Annotated in this window: 15 protein-coding genes; 9 read left to right on the top strand and 6 right to left on the bottom strand. The window is 71.9% G+C overall.

Annotated elements, in window-relative coordinates:
- Positions 1-211: 211 nt before the first annotated feature.
- The 4 genes from murA (at position 212) to AC4D12_RS05745 (ending at position 4,645) form a co-directional block, all read left to right on the top strand.
- The gene (gene murA, locus AC4D12_RS05730) at positions 212-1,561 is read left to right on the top strand and encodes a UDP-N-acetylglucosamine 1-carboxyvinyltransferase (protein ID WP_490948958.1); all 1,350 of its coding nucleotides are present in this window, start codon (positions 212-214) and stop codon (positions 1,559-1,561) included.
- 8 nt (positions 1,562-1,569) lie between these two features.
- Positions 1,570-2,427, top strand: coding sequence for a lysophospholipid acyltransferase family protein (locus tag AC4D12_RS05735; protein ID WP_490948959.1), 858 nt, complete (start codon positions 1,570-1,572; stop codon positions 2,425-2,427).
- Positions 2,424-3,470 carry an NAD(P)H-dependent glycerol-3-phosphate dehydrogenase gene (locus tag AC4D12_RS05740; protein ID WP_490948960.1) on the top strand — a complete coding sequence of 349 codons (1,047 nt, stop codon included), beginning with the start codon at positions 2,424-2,426 and terminating at the stop codon, positions 3,468-3,470. Before AC4D12_RS05735 ends, AC4D12_RS05740 begins: the two co-directional genes overlap by 4 nt.
- A gap of 80 nt (positions 3,471-3,550) precedes the next feature.
- The gene (locus AC4D12_RS05745; RefSeq protein ID WP_490949490.1) at positions 3,551-4,645 is read left to right on the top strand and encodes a D-alanine--D-alanine ligase family protein; all 1,095 of its coding nucleotides are present in this window, start codon (positions 3,551-3,553) and stop codon (positions 4,643-4,645) included.
- A gap of 91 nt (positions 4,646-4,736) precedes the next feature.
- Here the strand turns inward: AC4D12_RS05745 and AC4D12_RS05750 are convergent, their stop codons facing one another.
- Together AC4D12_RS05750 and AC4D12_RS05755 are read right to left on the bottom strand one after the other, a co-directional pair.
- Positions 4,737-5,801 carry a YeiH family protein gene (locus tag AC4D12_RS05750; protein WP_490948961.1) on the bottom strand — a complete coding sequence of 355 codons (1,065 nt, stop codon included), beginning with the start codon at positions 5,799-5,801 and terminating at the stop codon, positions 4,737-4,739.
- A gap of 122 nt (positions 5,802-5,923) precedes the next feature.
- The gene (locus AC4D12_RS05755) at positions 5,924-9,373 is read right to left on the bottom strand and encodes a bifunctional proline dehydrogenase/L-glutamate gamma-semialdehyde dehydrogenase (protein WP_490949491.1); all 3,450 of its coding nucleotides are present in this window, start codon (positions 9,371-9,373) and stop codon (positions 5,924-5,926) included.
- A 263-nt stretch (positions 9,374-9,636) separates the two neighbouring features.
- Here AC4D12_RS05755 and AC4D12_RS05760 point away from each other — a divergent pair, with 263 nt between their 5' ends.
- Positions 9,637-10,551 (top strand): LysR substrate-binding domain-containing protein, encoded by a 915-nt coding sequence (locus tag AC4D12_RS05760; protein ID WP_490948962.1) that lies wholly within the window; start codon positions 9,637-9,639, stop codon positions 10,549-10,551.
- A gap of 197 nt (positions 10,552-10,748) precedes the next feature.
- Positions 10,749-12,284: a GTP cyclohydrolase II gene (gene ribA, locus AC4D12_RS05765; RefSeq protein WP_490948963.1), complete on the top strand. Its 1,536-nt coding sequence runs from the start codon at positions 10,749-10,751 to the stop codon at positions 12,282-12,284.
- A 48-nt stretch (positions 12,285-12,332) separates the two neighbouring features.
- Here the strand turns inward: ribA and AC4D12_RS05770 are convergent, their stop codons facing one another.
- Complete coding sequence (locus AC4D12_RS05770) at positions 12,333-12,560, bottom strand: DUF3072 domain-containing protein (RefSeq protein WP_490948964.1); 228 nt, start codon at positions 12,558-12,560, stop codon at positions 12,333-12,335.
- 86 nt (positions 12,561-12,646) lie between these two features.
- Here AC4D12_RS05770 and AC4D12_RS05775 point away from each other — a divergent pair, with 86 nt between their 5' ends.
- Entirely contained in the window at positions 12,647-13,108 is a 462-nt protein-coding gene (locus AC4D12_RS05775) for an SRPBCC family protein (protein WP_490948965.1), read from the top strand.
- Between the two features lie 29 nt (positions 13,109-13,137).
- Here AC4D12_RS05775 and AC4D12_RS05780 read toward each other — a convergent pair whose 3' ends face one another.
- Positions 13,138-13,617: a hypothetical protein gene (locus AC4D12_RS05780; protein WP_490948966.1), complete on the bottom strand. Its 480-nt coding sequence runs from the start codon at positions 13,615-13,617 to the stop codon at positions 13,138-13,140.
- Here AC4D12_RS05780 and AC4D12_RS05785 point away from each other — a divergent pair.
- Entirely contained in the window at positions 13,567-14,403 is an 837-nt protein-coding gene (locus tag AC4D12_RS05785; protein ID WP_490948967.1) for an SDR family oxidoreductase, read from the top strand. The genes AC4D12_RS05780 and AC4D12_RS05785 overlap by 51 nt on opposite strands.
- Before the next feature lie 264 nt (positions 14,404-14,667).
- Here AC4D12_RS05785 and AC4D12_RS05790 read toward each other — a convergent pair whose 3' ends face one another.
- Positions 14,668-15,525 carry an SMP-30/gluconolactonase/LRE family protein gene (locus AC4D12_RS05790; RefSeq protein WP_490948968.1) on the bottom strand — a complete coding sequence of 286 codons (858 nt, stop codon included), beginning with the start codon at positions 15,523-15,525 and terminating at the stop codon, positions 14,668-14,670.
- A 113-nt stretch (positions 15,526-15,638) separates the two neighbouring features.
- Positions 15,639-16,124, bottom strand: a complete 486-nt coding sequence (locus AC4D12_RS05795; RefSeq protein ID WP_490948969.1) for a DUF3515 family protein — start codon at positions 16,122-16,124, stop codon at positions 15,639-15,641.
- A 307-nt stretch (positions 16,125-16,431) separates the two neighbouring features.
- Here AC4D12_RS05795 and AC4D12_RS05800 point away from each other — a divergent pair, with 307 nt between their 5' ends.
- Complete coding sequence (locus tag AC4D12_RS05800; protein WP_490948970.1) at positions 16,432-17,208, top strand: hypothetical protein; 777 nt, start codon at positions 16,432-16,434, stop codon at positions 17,206-17,208.
- Positions 17,209-17,219 lie beyond the last annotated feature (11 nt).

A 17,219-nucleotide genomic window follows, 5' to 3' on the forward strand; every position in this document is an offset into this window, starting at 1 on the left:
GCGCGGCGGGGCCGGGCGGCGTGCCATCGACGCCCTTGTGGCGGCCGGTCCGCGGGTGCGAGGAATCACTGAGCGCCGTGACGGGTTGCTACCTGCGTGCAGGGGCGACTCACAGTACCCTTGTATTTCTGTCCGCTCCGTGGCGCTCCTATGCTTGATCCGAGCAATGTCGACCCCGCGGTGATTCAACGTACGAGGAAATCAGGTATTCATGGGTAGCGTTCTGACCATTCGCGGCGGCATTCCGTTGAGCGGCAAGGTGTCCGTCCGCGGGGCGAAGAACCTCGTACCCAAGGCCATGGTGGCCTCCCTTCTCGGCAACACGCCGTCCGTGCTGCGGAACGTGCCCGAGATCAAGGACGTCGACGTCGTCACCAGCCTCCTGCAGCTCCACGGGGTGACCGTCACGAAGGACCCGGTGACGGGCGACCTCACGATGGACCCGAGCGACGCGAAGATGGCGCGCTCGAAGGACATCGACGCCCACGCCGGCGACTCCCGGATCCCCATCCTGTTCTGCGGCCCGCTCATGCACAGCATCGGCGAGGCATTCATCCCCGACCTCGGGGGCTGCAAGATCGGCGACCGGCCGATCGACTACCACCTGGAAGTGCTCCGCAACTTCGGCGCCGTGGTGGACAAGCGGCCCGGCGGTATCTCCATCTCCGCCCCGAAGGGACTGCACGGCGCGAAGCTCGCCCTGCCGTACCCGAGCGTCGGGGCGACGGAGCAGGTGCTGCTCACGGCCATCCGCGCCGAGGGCATCACCGAGCTCTCCGGTGCCGCGGTGGAGCCCGAGATCATGGACCTCATCGCGGTGCTGCAGAAGATGGGTGCCATCATCACGGTGCAGACGGACCGCGTGATCCGCATCGAGGGCGTCCGCGAGCTCACCGGCTACAACCACAAGGCCATCTCCGACCGCAACGAGACGGCGTCCTGGGCGTCGGCCGCCCTCGTCACCAAGGGCGACATCTACGTGGAGGGCGCCCGGCAGCTGGACCTGACGGCGTTCCTCAACACCTACCGCAAGGTGGGAGGCGCGTTCGACGTCGACGACGACGGCATCCGCTTCTACCACCCCGGCGGACCGCTCTCGCCCCTGGTCCTCGAGACCGACGTGCATCCCGGCTTCATGACCGACTGGCAGCAGCCGCTCGTCGTCGCCCTCACGCAGGCCTCCGGCGTGTCGATCGTGCACGAGACCGTGTACGAGAACCGTTTCGGCTTCACCGAGGCGCTGATCCGCATGGGCGCGAACATCCAGGTGCACCGCGAGTGCCTCGGCAGCGTTCCCTGCCGCTTCGGCCAGCGGAACTTCCTCCACTCCGCGGTGATCTCCGGCCCCACGCAGCTGCGCGGCGCGGACATCGACATCCCGGACCTCCGCGGCGGGTTCAGCCACCTCATCGCCGCCTTCGCGGCGGAGGGCGTCTCCCGCGTCACGGGGATCGAACTCATCAACCGCGGCTACGAGAGGTTCCAGGACAAGCTCGAGGGACTCGGCGCCGACTTCGACATCACGGAGGATGGCCCGGCCGCCGCCGTGGCGTCCGCGTAGGCCGCCTGATGGGGGAATCCCGCGGCTCACGCGCCATGTTCACGTTCCTCGCCACCTGGGTGAGGCCGGTGATGAACGCGCTCCTGGCCAAGGAGTGGCACGGCCAGGAGAAGCTGCCGAGGAACACGGGCATGATCGTGTGCCCCAATCACGTCACGGAGATCGATCCCGTGGTGGTGGGTCACTTCCTGTACAACCAGGGCGTGATGCCGCACTTCCTCGCGAAGGCCTCGATCTTCGGCGTCCCGGTGATCGGGTGGATCCTCCGGGTCATCAAGCAGATCCCCGTGGAGCGGAGTTCTGCCGGTGCGAACCGTTCGCTGGAGGCGGCGCGCGAGGCACTCGCGGACGGCGGGGGGATCATCATCTACCCCGAGGGGACGCTCACGCGTGACCCGGACATGTGGCCCATGAAGGGACGGACCGGCGCGGCCCGCCTGGCCCTCCAGACCGGCGCTCCCGTGGTGCCCCTGGCCCACTGGGGCGCGCAGGACGTCTTCCCCCGGTACGCCAGGCGCTTCCACCTCCTCCCGCGCAAGCGGGTCCGCGTGCTGGTCGGCGAGCCGGTGGACCTCAGCGACTTCCGGGACGCACCGCTCACCCGCACCACCCTCGACGCCGCGACCGAGCGGATCGTCGACGCCATCACGGCGCTCGTGGCAGAACTGCGGGACGAGCAGCCCCCCGCCACCCGGTGGGACCCCGCGCAGAAGCCGGCGTCCGGCCGGACCCCCGAGGGAAGCGATCCGACGACGGACGACGGCGGGAAGGCCGACGGCACGACGGGTACGACGGACACCACGGGCACGAGCGGAACGGACGACGGCGGCACGCCCGGTCCGTCCTCGGTCGGGGGAGCGGCATGACCGCGCCGGGTCACACCGCGGCCGCGCCGGGGAGGATCGCCGTCCTCGGGTCAGGCAGCTGGGGCACCACGTTCGCGAAGGTCCTGGCCGACTCCTCGCCCGCCACCGTCGTCGCACTCTGGTCACGGCGTCCCGAGGTCGCGGAGGAGATCCGCACCACGCACCGCAACCCCCGGTACCTCGGTGACACGCTCCTGCCGGGGAACGTCACGGCGTCCGCCGACGTCGCCGAGGTCCTGGCCGGGAGCGATCTCGTGGTGCTCGCCGTCCCCGCGCAGACGCTGCGTGCGCAGCTCCCCGCGTGGCGCCCGCTCATCCCCGGACACGCCGTCGTCGTCTCCCTCATGAAGGGGCTCGAGGTGGGCACGGACGCCCGCATGAGCGAGGTCATCGCGGAGGAGCTCGGCCTGCCCGCGGAGCGCATCGCCGTGGTCTCCGGGCCCAACCTCGCACTGGAGATCGCCCGTGAGGAGCCGACGGCGTCGGTGGTCGCGTGCCCGGACCACGGCACCGCCACCTGGATCGCCGCCGCCTGCACGGCGTCCTACTTCCGGCCCTACACCTCCACGGACGTCATCGGCGTGGAGATCGGCGGGATCGTCAAGAACGTGATCGCCCTCGCCGTCGGCATCTGTGAGGGGCGCCGCATGGGGGACAACACGAAGGCCTCGGTGATCACCCGTGGGCTCGCCGAGACGACCCGCCTCGCCGTCGCGCTCGGGGGCAGGCCGGAGACCATGGCCGGACTCGCGGGCATGGGTGACCTGATCGCCACCTGCTCCTCGGCGCTCTCACGCAATCACACCGCGGGTCAGCTGCTCGGGCAGGGGCTCACCCTCGAGCAGGTGACGGTGCGGATGAACCAGACCGCCGAGGGCATCAAGTCGGCGCAGGCGGTGCTGGAGTCCGCCCGGAAGCTCGGCGTGGACATGCCCATCACGGAGAGCGTGGTGGCCGTCCTGCAGGGCAGGCTGTCCGTGAACGACCTGGGGCCGCGCCTGCTGTCCCGCAACCTCAAGCCGGAAGGCGACACCCCCGCGTGAACGACAGCACGACCGCTCCTGCCACCACCGCTCCTGCCACCTCCCCTCACACCACAGCACGCAAGCCGCGCGTCCTCGTCCTGTTCGGCGGACGCTCCAGCGAGCACTCCGTGAGCTGCGTGACGGCTGCCGGCGTCCTCGAGGCGATCGATCGCACGCGGTACGACGTGGTGCCCGTGGGCATCACGAAGAGCGGCCAGTGGTCGCTGGTCTCCGCCGACCCGTCGGCGTGGTCGCTACGCTCCGACGTCCTGCCGGAAGTCACCATGACCGAGCAGGCGGTGGTCATGGGAACGGCCGTGGACGGCAGCGCCGGTCAGGAGCTGCTCCTTGCCGCGCCCGGAGCCGTGCCCGAGAGTCTCGGCGGGGTGGACGTCGTCCTGCCGCTGCTGCATGGTCCGTTCGGCGAGGACGGCACGGTGCAGGGGCTGCTCGAGCTCGCCGACATGCGCTACGTGGGCGCAGGCGTGCTGGCCTCCGCCGTGGGCATGGACAAGCACTACATGAAGGTGGTGTTCGCCGCGGCCGGGCTCGAGGTGGGCCCGTACGAGGTCATCACCGACCGGCAGTGGCGCCGCGACCCCGAGGGCTCGGCACACCGGGCGGCGACGCTCGGCTTCCCCGTGTTCGTGAAGCCCGCCCGCGCCGGTTCGTCGATGGGCATCAGTCGCGTCGAGGACGCCGACGCCCTGCCCGCGGCCATCGAGGCCGCGCGCGTGTTCGACCCCAAGGTCGTCGTCGAGGCAGGAATCGTGGGCCGCGAGATCGAGGTGGCGGTGCTGCAGGGCCGCGGGCTCGACGCGCCCCGCACCTCGCTGCCGGGCGAGATCGCGATGCAGCCGGGCGACCACGCCTGGTACGACTTCGAGGCGAAGTACGTGGACGGTGGAGCCGCCGAACTCTCCTGCCCCGCCGATCTCCCCGCCGGGATCCAGGACACGGTGCGCGCCCTCGCGGCCACGGCGTTCGACGCGATCGGTGCCGAAGGGCTCTCACGCGTGGACTTCTTCTACACCCCGGACAGCAGACTCGTGATCAACGAGATCAACACGATGCCCGGCTTCACGCCCATCAGCATGTACCCGCAGATGTGGGCCAAGTCCGGTCTGGGCTACACGGAACTGATCGACGAGCTGATCGGTCTCGCGCTCGAGCGGACCACCGGACTGCGCTGACCCCGTCGCTCCCTGCAGTAGGTCCTGCAGGTTCGCGTCGCGGCGCCGGGCACGTCCTGCGGCGCTCCGGCCGGCCGGGACCGTGCGACCCCTAGGTGAGGACGAGGATCCCGAGTAGGGACACGACGGCCAGGAACGCCGTCGACACCGCGCCCACCGCCGCGAACCGGCCCCCCGTGCGCAGGAGACGCCGGACGTCGATGCCCGCCCCGAGACCGAACATGCCTGCCGCCAGCAGCACCGTGGTCAGCGTGCGCCCGAGATCGAGCACGGGCTCCGGCAGCACGCCGAGCGACCTCAGGGCCACCATGGCGAGGAACCCGACGACGAAGAGGGGCACGAGCGGGGTGCCGCCGGCACTGCGGGCCGCGTCCACCGGTGCCGCCATGCCGGCGGTCCGGGCCGAAACAGCGGCCCGGCGTCGCTCCCCGAGACCCGCTGCGGCCGCGACCGGCGCGAGCATGAGGACGCGCCCCAGCTTGACCACCGTGGCCGAGGCGAGTGCCACCGAACCGGCGGTGCTGGCCACCGCCACCACCTGTGCCACTTCGTGCACCGCGAGGCCCGACCACACCCCGAAGCGCGCCGGGTCGAGCCCGATGACCGCGTTGAGCAGGGGCAGCGCCACGATCATGAGGGAGCCGTAGAGGGTGACCATCGCGACGGCGGAGGCCACCTCGTCGTCGTCGGCGTCGACGATGCCCTGCATACCGGCGACGGCCGACGCCCCGCAGATGGAGAACCCGGCGGCCATGAGGAGGGAAGCCTTCCTGCTGAGGCCGAACCTCCCGCCGATCCAGAGGGTGCCGTAGAAGCTGAGGGTGACGCAGGCGACGATCAGCAGGATCACCCCGGGGCCGAGCGCGAGGATGTCCGGCAGGGCGAGCTGCAGCCCGAGCAGCACCACACCCGAGCGGAGCAGGCGCTTCGTCCCCCCGCCGATCCCGGTCTTCAGCACCGGCGTGTAGAGCCCCGAGTTGCCGAGAAGGATCCCGAGGACGAGCGCGATGACCAGGGCGCCGATGACCGACTGGAGACCGGCGAGGACCAGCGCGAGCGTCACACCCGCAGCCATGACGAGCAGCCCCGGCAACCAGGCCCTGAGCCCTGCGAGCCTCGTCCGGGGCGTCGCAGGGCGGGCGTCATGGCTGCTCATGGTCGGGATCGGTCCTTCCGGGGCAGCGCGGGGAGCGCGTCGGTGTGCGTCGGTGTGCGAGGGATCGGGCGACCCCGGGCCAGTCTAGGACGGGCTCGGGGGCGTCCGATGCTCCGCACCGATCAGAGGATGCCCTCGGTCAACCCGTTGGGAGTGCCGAAGCGGTGGGCCGTGATGCTGATGGCCTGCTCCTGCAGGAACGGCAGCAGTTCGACCCGCCCGGACTCCGTGACCGGCTGCGCGTAGATCGCCAGGTCGGGGCGCCCGCCCGTGGCCGCGGCGAGCGCGCTCGCGTCCCCGCCGATCAGGCGCACCCGCCGGGCCGTCAGCCGGTCCGCGCCCGCGAGCCACGCGGCGTCATCCTCCACCGTCCAGCGCACGGCGAGGGATCCGACGGCGGACCGCACGCCGGCCGGCAGGTCGACGGCGGTGGAGATCTCCACCGGCGCTCCGGCAGTACGGGCCGCGAGGAGCACGCGGAGGAGGTCGGCGAGCGTGCCGGCCTCCCCGAGGCGGACGGTCACCGGGTGCGCGAGATACCGGAACAGGTTCCGCTCCGCCGAGAGCGCCGACACGTCGGACACGCATCCGTAGGTCGCCACCCAGGCAGCGGCGTCCGACGACGCAGCGCGTGCGAGGCGGGCGACGTCGTCCCCGGTCAGGCCCGCTGACCGCGCGGGCGCGAGCAGGGGCGTGACGACGGGCAGCGGCGGCTGGTCCGCGGTGGACGGACGGGAGCTCCATGAGCCGAGACCCACGAGGTAGTTGGGGCCGCCCGCCTTCGTGCCGGCGCCGACGGCGGACTTCTTCCACCCGCCGAACGGCTGGCGCCGGACGATCGCACCGGTGATGCTGCGGTTCACGTAGAGGTTGCCCGCCTGCACGCCGTCGATCCAGGCGGCGATCTCCCGGCTGTCCAGCGAGTGGATGCCCGAGGTGAGCCCGTAGTCGATGTCGTTCTGCAGGGCGATGGCCTCGTCGAGGGTCGCGGCCGTCATGATGCCGAGGATCGGCCCGAAGTACTCGGTGAGGTGGTAGGTGGAGCCGCGCGTCACGCCGTCGCGGATCCCCGGGCTCCACAGGCGGCCCGTGTCGTCGAGCGGCCGGGGCTCCACGAGCCACGACTCGCCCTCGCCGAGCGTGGCCAGGCCGTCGAGGAGCTTGCCGGCGGCGGGCTCGATCACGGGGCCCATCTGGGTGCCGGGGTCCGAGGGGTAGCCGACGGTGAGGGAGGTGACGGCGTCGAGCAGCTGGTGGCGGAAGCGCTGGGAGGTGGCCGCGCTGCCCACGAGGATCACGAGCGAGGCGGCGGAGCACTTCTGGCCGGCGTGGCCGAACGCCGACTGCGCCACGTCCTTCGCAGCGAGGTCCAGGTCCGCGCTCGGCGTCACGATGATGGCGTTCTTACCCGACGTCTCCGCGAGCAGCGGCAGGTCCGAGCGGAAGCTGCGGAACAGTTCCGCAGTCTCGTACCCGCCGGTCAGGATCACGCGGTCCACGCGGGGATCGGCGATGAGCTGCCGGCCGAGATCGTTCTCCTCGACCTGCACGAGGCGGAGGACCTCACGTGGTACGCCGGCCGACCACAGGGCGTCCACCATGACGGAGCCGGAGCGGCGGGCCTGGGAGGCGGGCTTGATGATCACCGAGGAGCCGGCGGCGAGGGCCGCGAGCGTGGACCCGGCGGGGATGGCGACGGGGAAGTTCCACGGGGGAGTGACCACGGTGAGCCGCACGGGCGAGAACGCCGCTCCGTCGACGTCGTCGAGCTCCCGCGCCCGCTCCGCGTAGTAGTGGGCGAAGTCGACGGCCTCGGAGATCTCGGGGTCCGCCTGGTCGAGCGTCTTGCCCGTCTCGGCCGCCATGACCTCCATGAGCTCGGCGCGCCGGGCCTCGAGGGCGTCGCCTGCGCGGTGCAGGACGACGGCCCGCTCGGCGCCCGTCATGGCTCCCCAGGCGTTCGAGGCGGTGACGGCGCCGGCGATGGTGTCCTCGAGGTCCTCGGCCCGAGTGAGCGTGGTCTCCGCCACGAGGTCCTCGCCGAGCCGCGAGGTGGGGACCCGATCGAGGATGGCCCGGCCCCAGGCCCGGTTCGCGGGCAGCGAGGGGTCGGTGTCCGGCGTGTTCACGAAGCCGGAGCCGGCGTGCGACGGCGCCGGGACGGTGCGGTCCTGCGTCCGGCGGGGCGAGGGCACCGAGTCGTCGAGGTCGGCGAGGGAGGCGAGGAAACGGTTCTTCTCGCGCTCGAACAGTGCCTCGTTCTCGCTGAGCTCGAACACGGCGGACATGAAGTTGTCCTGGCTCGCGCCCTCCTCGAGGCGGCGGATCAGGTAGGCGATGGCGACGTCGAACTCACCCGGGTGCACCACCGGCGTGTACAGGAGCAGGGACCCGACGTCGCGCTTGACGGCCTCGGCCTGGCCCTGGGCCATGCCGAGGAGCATCTCGAACTCGATGCCCCCGCTGACGCCGCGCTCGCCGGCGAGGAGCCAGGCGAAGGCGAGGTCGAACAGGTTGTGGCCGGCGACGCCGATCCTGACGTTGTCCACGCGCCCGGGCTGCAGGGCGTAGTTCAGCACGCGCTTGTAGTGCGTGTCCGATTCCCGCTTCGACCCCCAGGTGGCGAGCGGCCAGTCGTGCAGGGAGGCTTCCACCTGCTCCATCGGCAGGTTGGCGCCCTTGACCACGCGCACCTTGATGGCGGCGCCACCGCGTGCCCTCCGCGCGGCCGACCACTCCTGCAGCCGGATCATCGCCGCGAGCGAGTCGGGGAGATAGGCCTGGAGGACGATCCCGGCCTCGAGGTCGAGGAACTCGGGTCGGTCGAGGATCTCCATGAACACCGCGAGCGTGAGGTCGAGGTCCTTGTACTCCTCCATGTCGAGGTTGATGAACGTCCGAGCCCGGGGCCGCGCGGCGAGCGTGTAGAGCGGCGCGAGCTTCTCGGCGACGTGCTGCACCGCCTCCTCGAACGCCCAGACGGGGTGCGGGGCGACCGTCGAGGAGACCTTGATGGACACGTAGTCGACGTCGTCGCGCTCGAGGAGGCGGACGGTGCCGTCGAGGCGACGCTGGGCCTCGCGCTCGCCGAGCACCGCCTCGCCCAGCAGGTTGACGTTGAGCCGGACGCCGTCGCGCCTGATCTTCGCGATCGACCGACCCAGCCGGGCATCGGTCGCGTCGATGATGAGGTGTCCCACCATCTCCCGCAGGACGCGGCGGGCGATGGGGATGACCACGCGGGGCAGGACCGGCGCGACGGCGGCACCCACCGTGACGGCCGAGCGCATGTACCAGGGGAGGAACGCGGGTACGCGGGGCGCGAGAGCCCGGAGGTTGCGAGCCGCGACGGAGAGGTCCTCGGGGCGGATGACGCCGTCCACGAAGCCGACGGTGAAGGCGAGGCCGTCCGGGTCCTTGAGGACGCCGGCGAGCTGCCGCGCCGAGGAGTCCACCGGTACGGAGGAGGCCTCGGTCAGCCACCGCCGCACCAGGGCGACCGCCTCGGTCGGCAGCGCTGCCGGGATGTCCGTGGTGCCGCCGGGGGAGGCACCGAAGCTGGAGGACGTCACTGCCGGGTCGGCCAACGGGGTGATCGGGCGGTCCGGGGCGGCGGTGTGGTCACGCGGCGGGATCTGTGTGGTCACGGCTCGGCTTTCGATCGGACGGCGGTGGCCGTGCGCACGGGTCATGCTTCGGTCCCGTCAGTATCCGCCCGCCCCTATGATGAGGAAAAGCGATGAATACCGAAGAGTATTCGTCGAGTTCACCGAAGGATCAGTGGATACTCCTCGGGACAGGGCGGGCTTCTACGGCTCGAGGAAGGCGGGGGACGGTGCTCGATCTGCGCAGACTCCGGCTCCTGCGCGAGCTGAAGCTCAGGGGAACGCTCGGCGCCGTGGCCGCCGCGCTGAACTACAGCCCGTCCTCGGTGTCCCAGCAGCTCGCCCTCCTCGAGCAGGAGGCGGGCGTCGAACTGCTGCGGAAGAACGGCCGGCGCGTGGTGCTGACGCCCCAGGCGGAGGTCCTCGTGGCGCACACCGCGGAACTCCTCGAGACGCTCGAGCGGGCCGAGGCCGATCTCGCCTCCTCGCTCACCACCGTCTCGGGGACGGTGCGCGTCGCCGTCTTCCAGTCCGCCGCACTGGCGCTCATGCCGGATGCCCTGACCGCGATGACGCGCGACTACCCGGATGTCCGCGTCGAGATGGTGCAGCGGGAGCCGGAAGCCGCACTCTACGAGACGTTCGCGCGCGACTTCGACCTCGTGATCGCCGAGCAGTACCCGGGTCACGCGGCTCCCCGCCACCCCGAGCTCGACCACGTGGCGCTCACCGAGGATGCCATCCGCCTCGCCGTCCCGCCGTCGCAGTCCTCGGACCACGCGCCCGCCTCGATCGCCGAGGCCGCCGGCGCCGCCTGGGTGATGGAGCCGCGAGGCGCGGCGTCGAGGCACTGGGCCGAACAGGCGTGCCGCCGGGCAGGCTTCGAGCCGGACGTGCGCTACGAGACGGCGGACCTCCAGGCGCAGATCCGGCTGATCGCCTCCGGGAACGCCGTGGCCCTCATGCCCGACCTCGTCTGGACCGGTCGGGACACGCCCGTCGTGCTTCACGGGCTCGACGACGACCCCCGGCGCTCCATCTTCACGTCCGTGCGGCGCGCAGGTGCACGCAGGCCGGCGGTCCTCGCGTTCCGGGCCGTGCTGGGGCAGGCGGCGGAGGCCGTGCGCCTGGCCGCGGCGGACTGACACCACGACGCTCCTGCGCGCTGGCCGGTCCAACCCTGCCGTGAGACTTCTGTGTCCTCGCCGGTCGAGCCCTGCCGCGAACCACGCTGCGAGTGCCGTCGCCACCCGCTGAGCTCGTCCGGACGCCGGGCACGGTGTCCGCAGCGTGTGTGTCGGCCGTTTACCGCTGAGCGCACCCGCCCTCCTAGAGTTGTGCCATGTCCGCCCAGCCCGTCCGATCCCCGGACGACCCCCGCCCGCTGCCCCGCCCTGCGCGGGCCGAGAGGGTCGACGGGGCGACCGACGCCCGACGCGAGCCCGCAGGAGTGTCCGCGAGCGTCGAGCGTGTCGTCGAGACGGTCCTTCCGACGAGGCACGGCGTGTTCCGTCTGCTCGGCTACCGGGACGGAGCCGGCACCGAGCACGTGGCGCTCGCCCTGGGCATCGCCGACGGTGTCTCCGAGGGGATCGCCGACCGCACCCCGGCCGCTGTCATCGACGGGATCGCCGACAGCAGCACAGGTACCGGCGCAGGTATCCGGTCGGAACAGGCACCGCTCGTCCGCGTTCACAGCGAGTGCCTGACGGGGGACGCCCTCGGGTCGCGGCGATGCGACTGCGGCGAACAGCTCGACGCGGCGCTCGCGGCCATCGCGACCGAGGGGCGCGGGGTGGTGGTGTACGTGCGCGGCCACGAGGGACGCGGCATCGGGCTGCTGGCGAAGCTGAAGGCCTACGCGCTCCAGGACCGCGGGATCGACACCGTCGATGCGAACACGGCTCTCGGCCTGCCCGTCGACGCCCGCCGGTACGACTCGGCGGCGGAGATCCTGCAGGATCTCGGGATCGGCGCCATCAGGCTGCTCTCGGGCAACCCGGCCAAGCAGGAGGCCCTCGAGCGGCTCGGTATCGACGTCGTCGAGCGGCAGGGGCTCGCCGTGCCCGAGCACGCGGAGAACGCGGGCTACCTCGCGACGAAGCGGGCGCGCATGCGCCACGACCCGGCGCCCTCGGCGGGCGTGTGGGGTGACCTGCTCGACGGCGTGATCCCCCCGGCGCCCGCGCAGGGGGAGGGCGAGGAATTGACGCACCGCTACGGTTTCCTCGCGGGGGCCGCCGGGCCGATGGTGGTCGCACGACTGCGGCAGAGCCTCGACGGGTTCATCGCCTCACGATCGGGTGATCCGGCGTTCCACGAGGACGGCGGAGACCGGGAGCACCTCCAGCGGTTGCGTGCCCTGGTCGACGCCGTGGTGGTGGGCGCTTCGACGGTCCTGGGGGAGGACTGCTCGCTCGCTGTGGTCGACGTTCCGGGTGCCCACCCCGTCCGGGTGGTCCTCGACGCCGCGGCGAAGGTGCCGCTCGGAGCCCGCGTGCTCGCGGACGACGGCGTGCCGACGCTGTGGATCGTGGGCCGTGACGCCGTGGTGCCCGGGACGCCTCCGGCGACGGTCGACGTGGTGAGGCTGCCGCAGGAGGACTTCGCGCCCGAACGCGTGCTGGCGGTGCTGCAGGCGAGGGGCCTGGACCGCGTGCTCGTCGAGGGCGGCGGGAACACCGTCTCGCGCTTCCTCGAGGCCGGCGTCCTCGACCGGCTCTACCTGACCACCTCGCCGGTCCTCGTGGGCGACGGCGTGCCGGGTATCAGGTTCAGTGGATCGGACGTCCTGGCCGAGGCGCGCACGGCACCGGTGCGCCGTTTCGTCTTCGGCCAGGACATCTGCACCGAGTTCAACTTCGCAGCCGTCCGTTGACGCGATCCTGCGAGGACGCCCGGGCGGACGGCTGCGACGCCGCAGCGGTCAGTCGTCCGTGAGGCGCTTGCTCTTGCCCTGCAGGCGGTCGATGTGCTCGGACGCCTCCGCCTTGTTGATGTCCGCGGGGATCTCCTCGCCGGCTTCCCGGGCGAGGGTGTCGAGGTAGCTGCGCTGGGCTGCGGTCATGGGCTCGTCGCCGGTCACCCAGTCGGACGGATCGCGTTCGAAGCCGCCGTCGGGCTCGGAGTTCGGGCTACCCAGTGTGTCTGCCATGTGTGTTCCTTCGCGTGATGGTGCTGCGTGGACGTGCGGAACCATCAGCATACTGAGCGTCACCGACACCCTTGTAGGGTGGCCCCATGATCACTGTCGAAGGCACCGTCAGCAGCATCCTGCCCCCGGACCAGGCTTTCGCCTTCCTGTCCGAGTTCGAGAACACGAGTTCCTGGGATCCGGGCACACCGGTGGTCGAGAAGCTCACGGCCGGTCCTGCGGCCCTGGGGCACCGCTACCACGCGGAGGCCGATTTCCGCGGCAAGCGGTCCTCACTCGAGTACCGCATCATCGATCTGTTGCCTGCGCACATCACGCTGCGGGGGGAGAACAAGACCGTCGTCGCGTTCGACTCGATCGACGTCGCCCCGTCGTCGTCCATCCCGGGCGGCAGCGACGTGACGTACACCGCCCGGTTCAGCATCAAGGGCATCCTGAAGGTGGCGCAGCCGTTCCTGAAACCCGCGTTCGACTCGCTGCGCGACCCGGCCCTCAACGGACTCAAGGCGAAGCTCGACTCGCTCGCCGGAGGGCAAGGCGCCGCCTGATCTGGTGGTCCGGTCGCCGCCTGCAGGATTCACCGGCCGCCCGACGACGGCGACGACGGGGACGGTGACGGCGACGGCAGCGACGACGGCGCGCCGCCCGCTGCGATCCGCGCGCGCAGCTGCCTGACGGAGTGCGCGGCGAGCCGCATCCGGCCGCCCGCGTAGCGCACACCGCCGCGCGCCCGGCTGACCACGGCCAGCCCGCTCGCCACCGCCCGCTCGAGCACCCACAGCGGAGCCCAGAGACAGGTGCCCGGAGGGAACACGGCGGTACCGTCTCGCCGTCGTCGTCCGCTCTCCGCGACGAGAACGACGGCGAGGGCCGCGAGCGCCGCGGTGCGCGGTGGCCGAGCAGTCCGCCCCACGAGGAGCAGGGCGGGCAGGAGTCCGAGTTCGATGGCGCGGCGCCCTGGCTGGGCGAAGCTGTCGTAGGCCTGACGGACGCGCTGGCGGGCGAAGTGGCGGAACGAACAGGAGATGCGGCGGATGACGAGATCGTCGGCGCGCACCTGGCGACCGCCCGCGGCGAGACCTCCTACCGGGGCTCCGGGCGACTGGAGGGCAAGAAGGCCGTGATCACCGGTGGCGACAGCGGGATCGGCCGCGCGGTCGCGATCGCCTACGCACGGGAGGGCGCGGACGTGGTGATCAGCTACCTGGACGAGGACGACGACGCCCGCGAGACCGCGCGCTGGGTGGAGGAGGCGGGCCGCAAGGCCGTCCTGTTTCCCGGGGAGCTCGCGGACCCGGCCACCTGCCGCGCGCTGACCGACGCGGCGGTCGCAGAACTCGGCAGGGTGGACATCCTGGTCAGCAACGCCGCGTTCCAGATGACGCACGAGACCATCGAGGAGATCCTCGACGAGGAGTGGGACCACACGCTCGCGACCAACCTCAGCGCGTTCTTCCACCTCACAAAGGCGGTGCTCCCGCACATGGGCCCGGGCGGTTCGATCATTGGCTCCAGTTCGGTGAACTCGGACAACCCCGTGCCCACCCTGATGCCCTATTCGGCCACGAAGGCGGGCATCGCCAACATGGCCGCGCCCATGGCCCAGCTCCTCGCCGGGCGCGGGACCCGCGTCGACTCCGTGGCCCCCGGGCCCATCTGGACTCCGCTCATCCCGGCGACCATGCCCACGGAGCAGGTGGAGAGCTTCGGCCAGCAGGTGCCGATGCAGCGCGCGGGCCGGCCCGCCGAACTCGCACCGGTGTACGTGCTCCTGGCATCGGACGAGGCCAGCTACGTCTCGGGCGCGCGGATCGCCGTCACGGGAGGGCAGCCGATCCTCTGACGGGTCCCGTCCCACCGACAGGGTGTCGGTGGCCCGATCGGCACCCATCCACCTCGAGCGTTGGTCCGAATGCTGGTGGGCATCCCTCCTGCGGGCGCATGACAGTGGTCGTTCGCAGGAGGGTGCACCCCTTCCCGTGCGGGTTCCCGACGGAGACCCGGGCCGCTCAGGCCCTCGGCGTCAGCTGGGGACATCGACCCCCGGACATCAGCTCCCAGAGGTCAGCCTTCGAACATCAGGCCGCGGTCCATCGACGCGCGGACGTCAGCCCTCGAACATCGGCAGCGCCGCACCGACGACACCCGGCGTGACCGCGAACAGGGCCCCGGCGTGTGGCTCCGACCCCTCGGGGATGTTCTCCCGCGTGGTCGTGATGAACAGCGTCGAGAGGTCCGGCCCGCCGAAGGCGCAGGCCGTGATGTTGGTGACGGGCAGCGGGATGTGCTCCGACAGCCTGCCGTGGGCGTCGAACCGTGCCACCGCCCCACCGCCGTAGAGCGCGGTCCAGATGCCGCCCTCCGCGTCGATCGCCATGCCGTCGGGCATGCCGAGCGCGGGTTCGACGACGGCGAAGGTGCGACGGTCGGTGAAGCGGCCCGCCTCGATGTCGTAGCCGAGGGCGTCGATGCGGCCCGTCGGGGTGTCGCTGAAGTACGCGGTGCCGCCGTCGGGGGAGAAGTGCAGGCCGTTCGAGATGGTGATGCCGGTGAGCACGGTCGACACCGCGTGGTCGGGTCCCAACGAATAGAGGGTGCCGGCCCCGAAGCCGCCCTCCCAGCCCATGGAGCCGCAGAGGAAGCGCCCGCGGGGGTCGCAGCCGCCGTCGTTCATCCGCACCGAGGTGTCGGTGAAGGCCTCGGGCCCTGCATCGAGCACCGAGAAGTCGTCGTCGGCGAAGAGGAAGCCGCGCTCCACGCCGATCACGTACCCGCCCGAGGATCGCCCCCGGATCACGCCGGCGAGGCTCGGGTGGACGTCGTGGCGGTCGATCGAGCCGTCGTCGTGCCGCACCAGCACATCGCCCTCCATCATGTCCACGAGCATCAGCTCGCTGCGCCGCGGGTCCCAGTAGGGCCCTTCGCCGTGGAAGGTGACGACGTCGGAGATCTGCTCGGCTTTCACGGTGCCTCCCGGCGGTGGTGGGGTGGTCCTGACGGATGTCTGTCGTCCAGCCTGCGGGGAAGGGGGCGCACACGCCAGTGGTCGTGCGGGGTTGCGGCGGGCAGCACGCGTGGTCAGCCGCCCTCGGGGACCGGGGTGGCCTCGGCGAGTCCCACGCAGGCGCGGGTCTGCTCCACCCGCGAGACGGCGTCGCCGAGTTCCACCAGCACGGTGCTGGAGGCCACCTCGTCCGGATCGAACAGGACCTCCACGGCGGGCTCACGCCCGTAGGTGGTCGCAGTCCAGGCGGGGTCACCCTCGCGGACCACCCAGTCGACGTCGTTCACCGTGACGCACGGGTCCGTCGTGGGGCCCGGGGCGGTGACGCCGCAGCGCAGCACCACTTTCGAGGGGTCGCCCCAGGCGGAGGTCGCCTGGCTGTTCGTCTCCCGCTGGTCGTTCTCGGCGACCAGCGGCGGCAGGGCGATCATCACGTCGGCGCATCGGGCGTCGTCGGCGTCCTCCGCGGCGTCGACGTCAACCACGGAGGCGCAGCCGGTCAGTGCGGTCAGGAGGGCGGCGGACATCAGTGCCAGCGCCGCGCGGGAGGGGGCACGCATGGGCTCAGCCTAGTAGGTGGTGCGGCCGCGACAGGGTGGAGGCGCCCTGGACCTGCCCCAATCCTGCCCCAGCTCTGTCCCGGACCGGCCCCGGACCGCCCCGCCTGGCCGGGGCCGGAACTTCGCCGCCGGTCCGCAGCCGATCCAGCGCCGATCCCGCCGCGCGCGACACGACCGGCGCGGTGGCGTCCGGGCCGTGATCCGGTGCCTGGCGCCGGTACGATTCAGGTGCCGCGGCGGTCTCAGGCCGCGGCCCACCACCCGCGGCCGGCGTCCGACGCCGTCGCGAGAGCCCGATCGAGGACGAATGACAGCCCCGCACCGCAGCACCCCGACCGCATCGATGACGCTCAAGTCCCGCCGCCTCCCCGTCGCCGCCGCGCTGGCAGCGGCCGGATTGCTGGTCGGAGGCTCCTCGGCGTCCGGGGCCCTGCTGGCGGTACCCGCCGTCGTGGAGCAGCCGGCCGTCGTCGAGCAGCCCCAACCCGGCGCCACCTTCGGCGAGCCCGCTCCTCCGGCCGTCGATCCGCTGGCCACGGACGGGATCGACCCGGCCACGGGCTTCGCGATCAACGCGCGCACCCGGTTCCTCGTGCATCCCGGAACGGGCCACCTCATCGAGCCGGGCACCGGGAACCTCGTGTTCGCGGACACCCTGATCTACACCAATCTGCGCTACGACCCGGTCACCGGGGAGGTCGTGCCGATCGAGGGCGAGGAGCCCGCACCCGCGCCCGGTCCGGCCGAACCGACAGCATCCTCCTCGCCGGGCACGACGGCGACGGCCTCCGCGACCGCCGCGACCAGCGCTCCTGCGACACCATCCACGCCCGCCCCGGACGTCGCGACCCCGACGCCTGCAGCGCCCATGGCACCCTCCGTCGGCCCCACGGGCGCCGACGTCACCACCAGCGCCACGCCTCGTGCAACCCGGACAGCCACGGTGTCCGGTGACCCGGTGGTGGCGGAGGAGGAACGGGCGTCCTCGCCCCTGCCGGTGGTCCTCGTCGGTGCAGGAGTCCTCGCGGCCCTGGTCGCCGCAGGCGTCGTCTACGCGGTCCGCCGGCGGGGCCTCCACCAGTAGGCAGCCCGGCA

Source organism: Arthrobacter sp. TJ-266 (assembly GCF_058269115.1).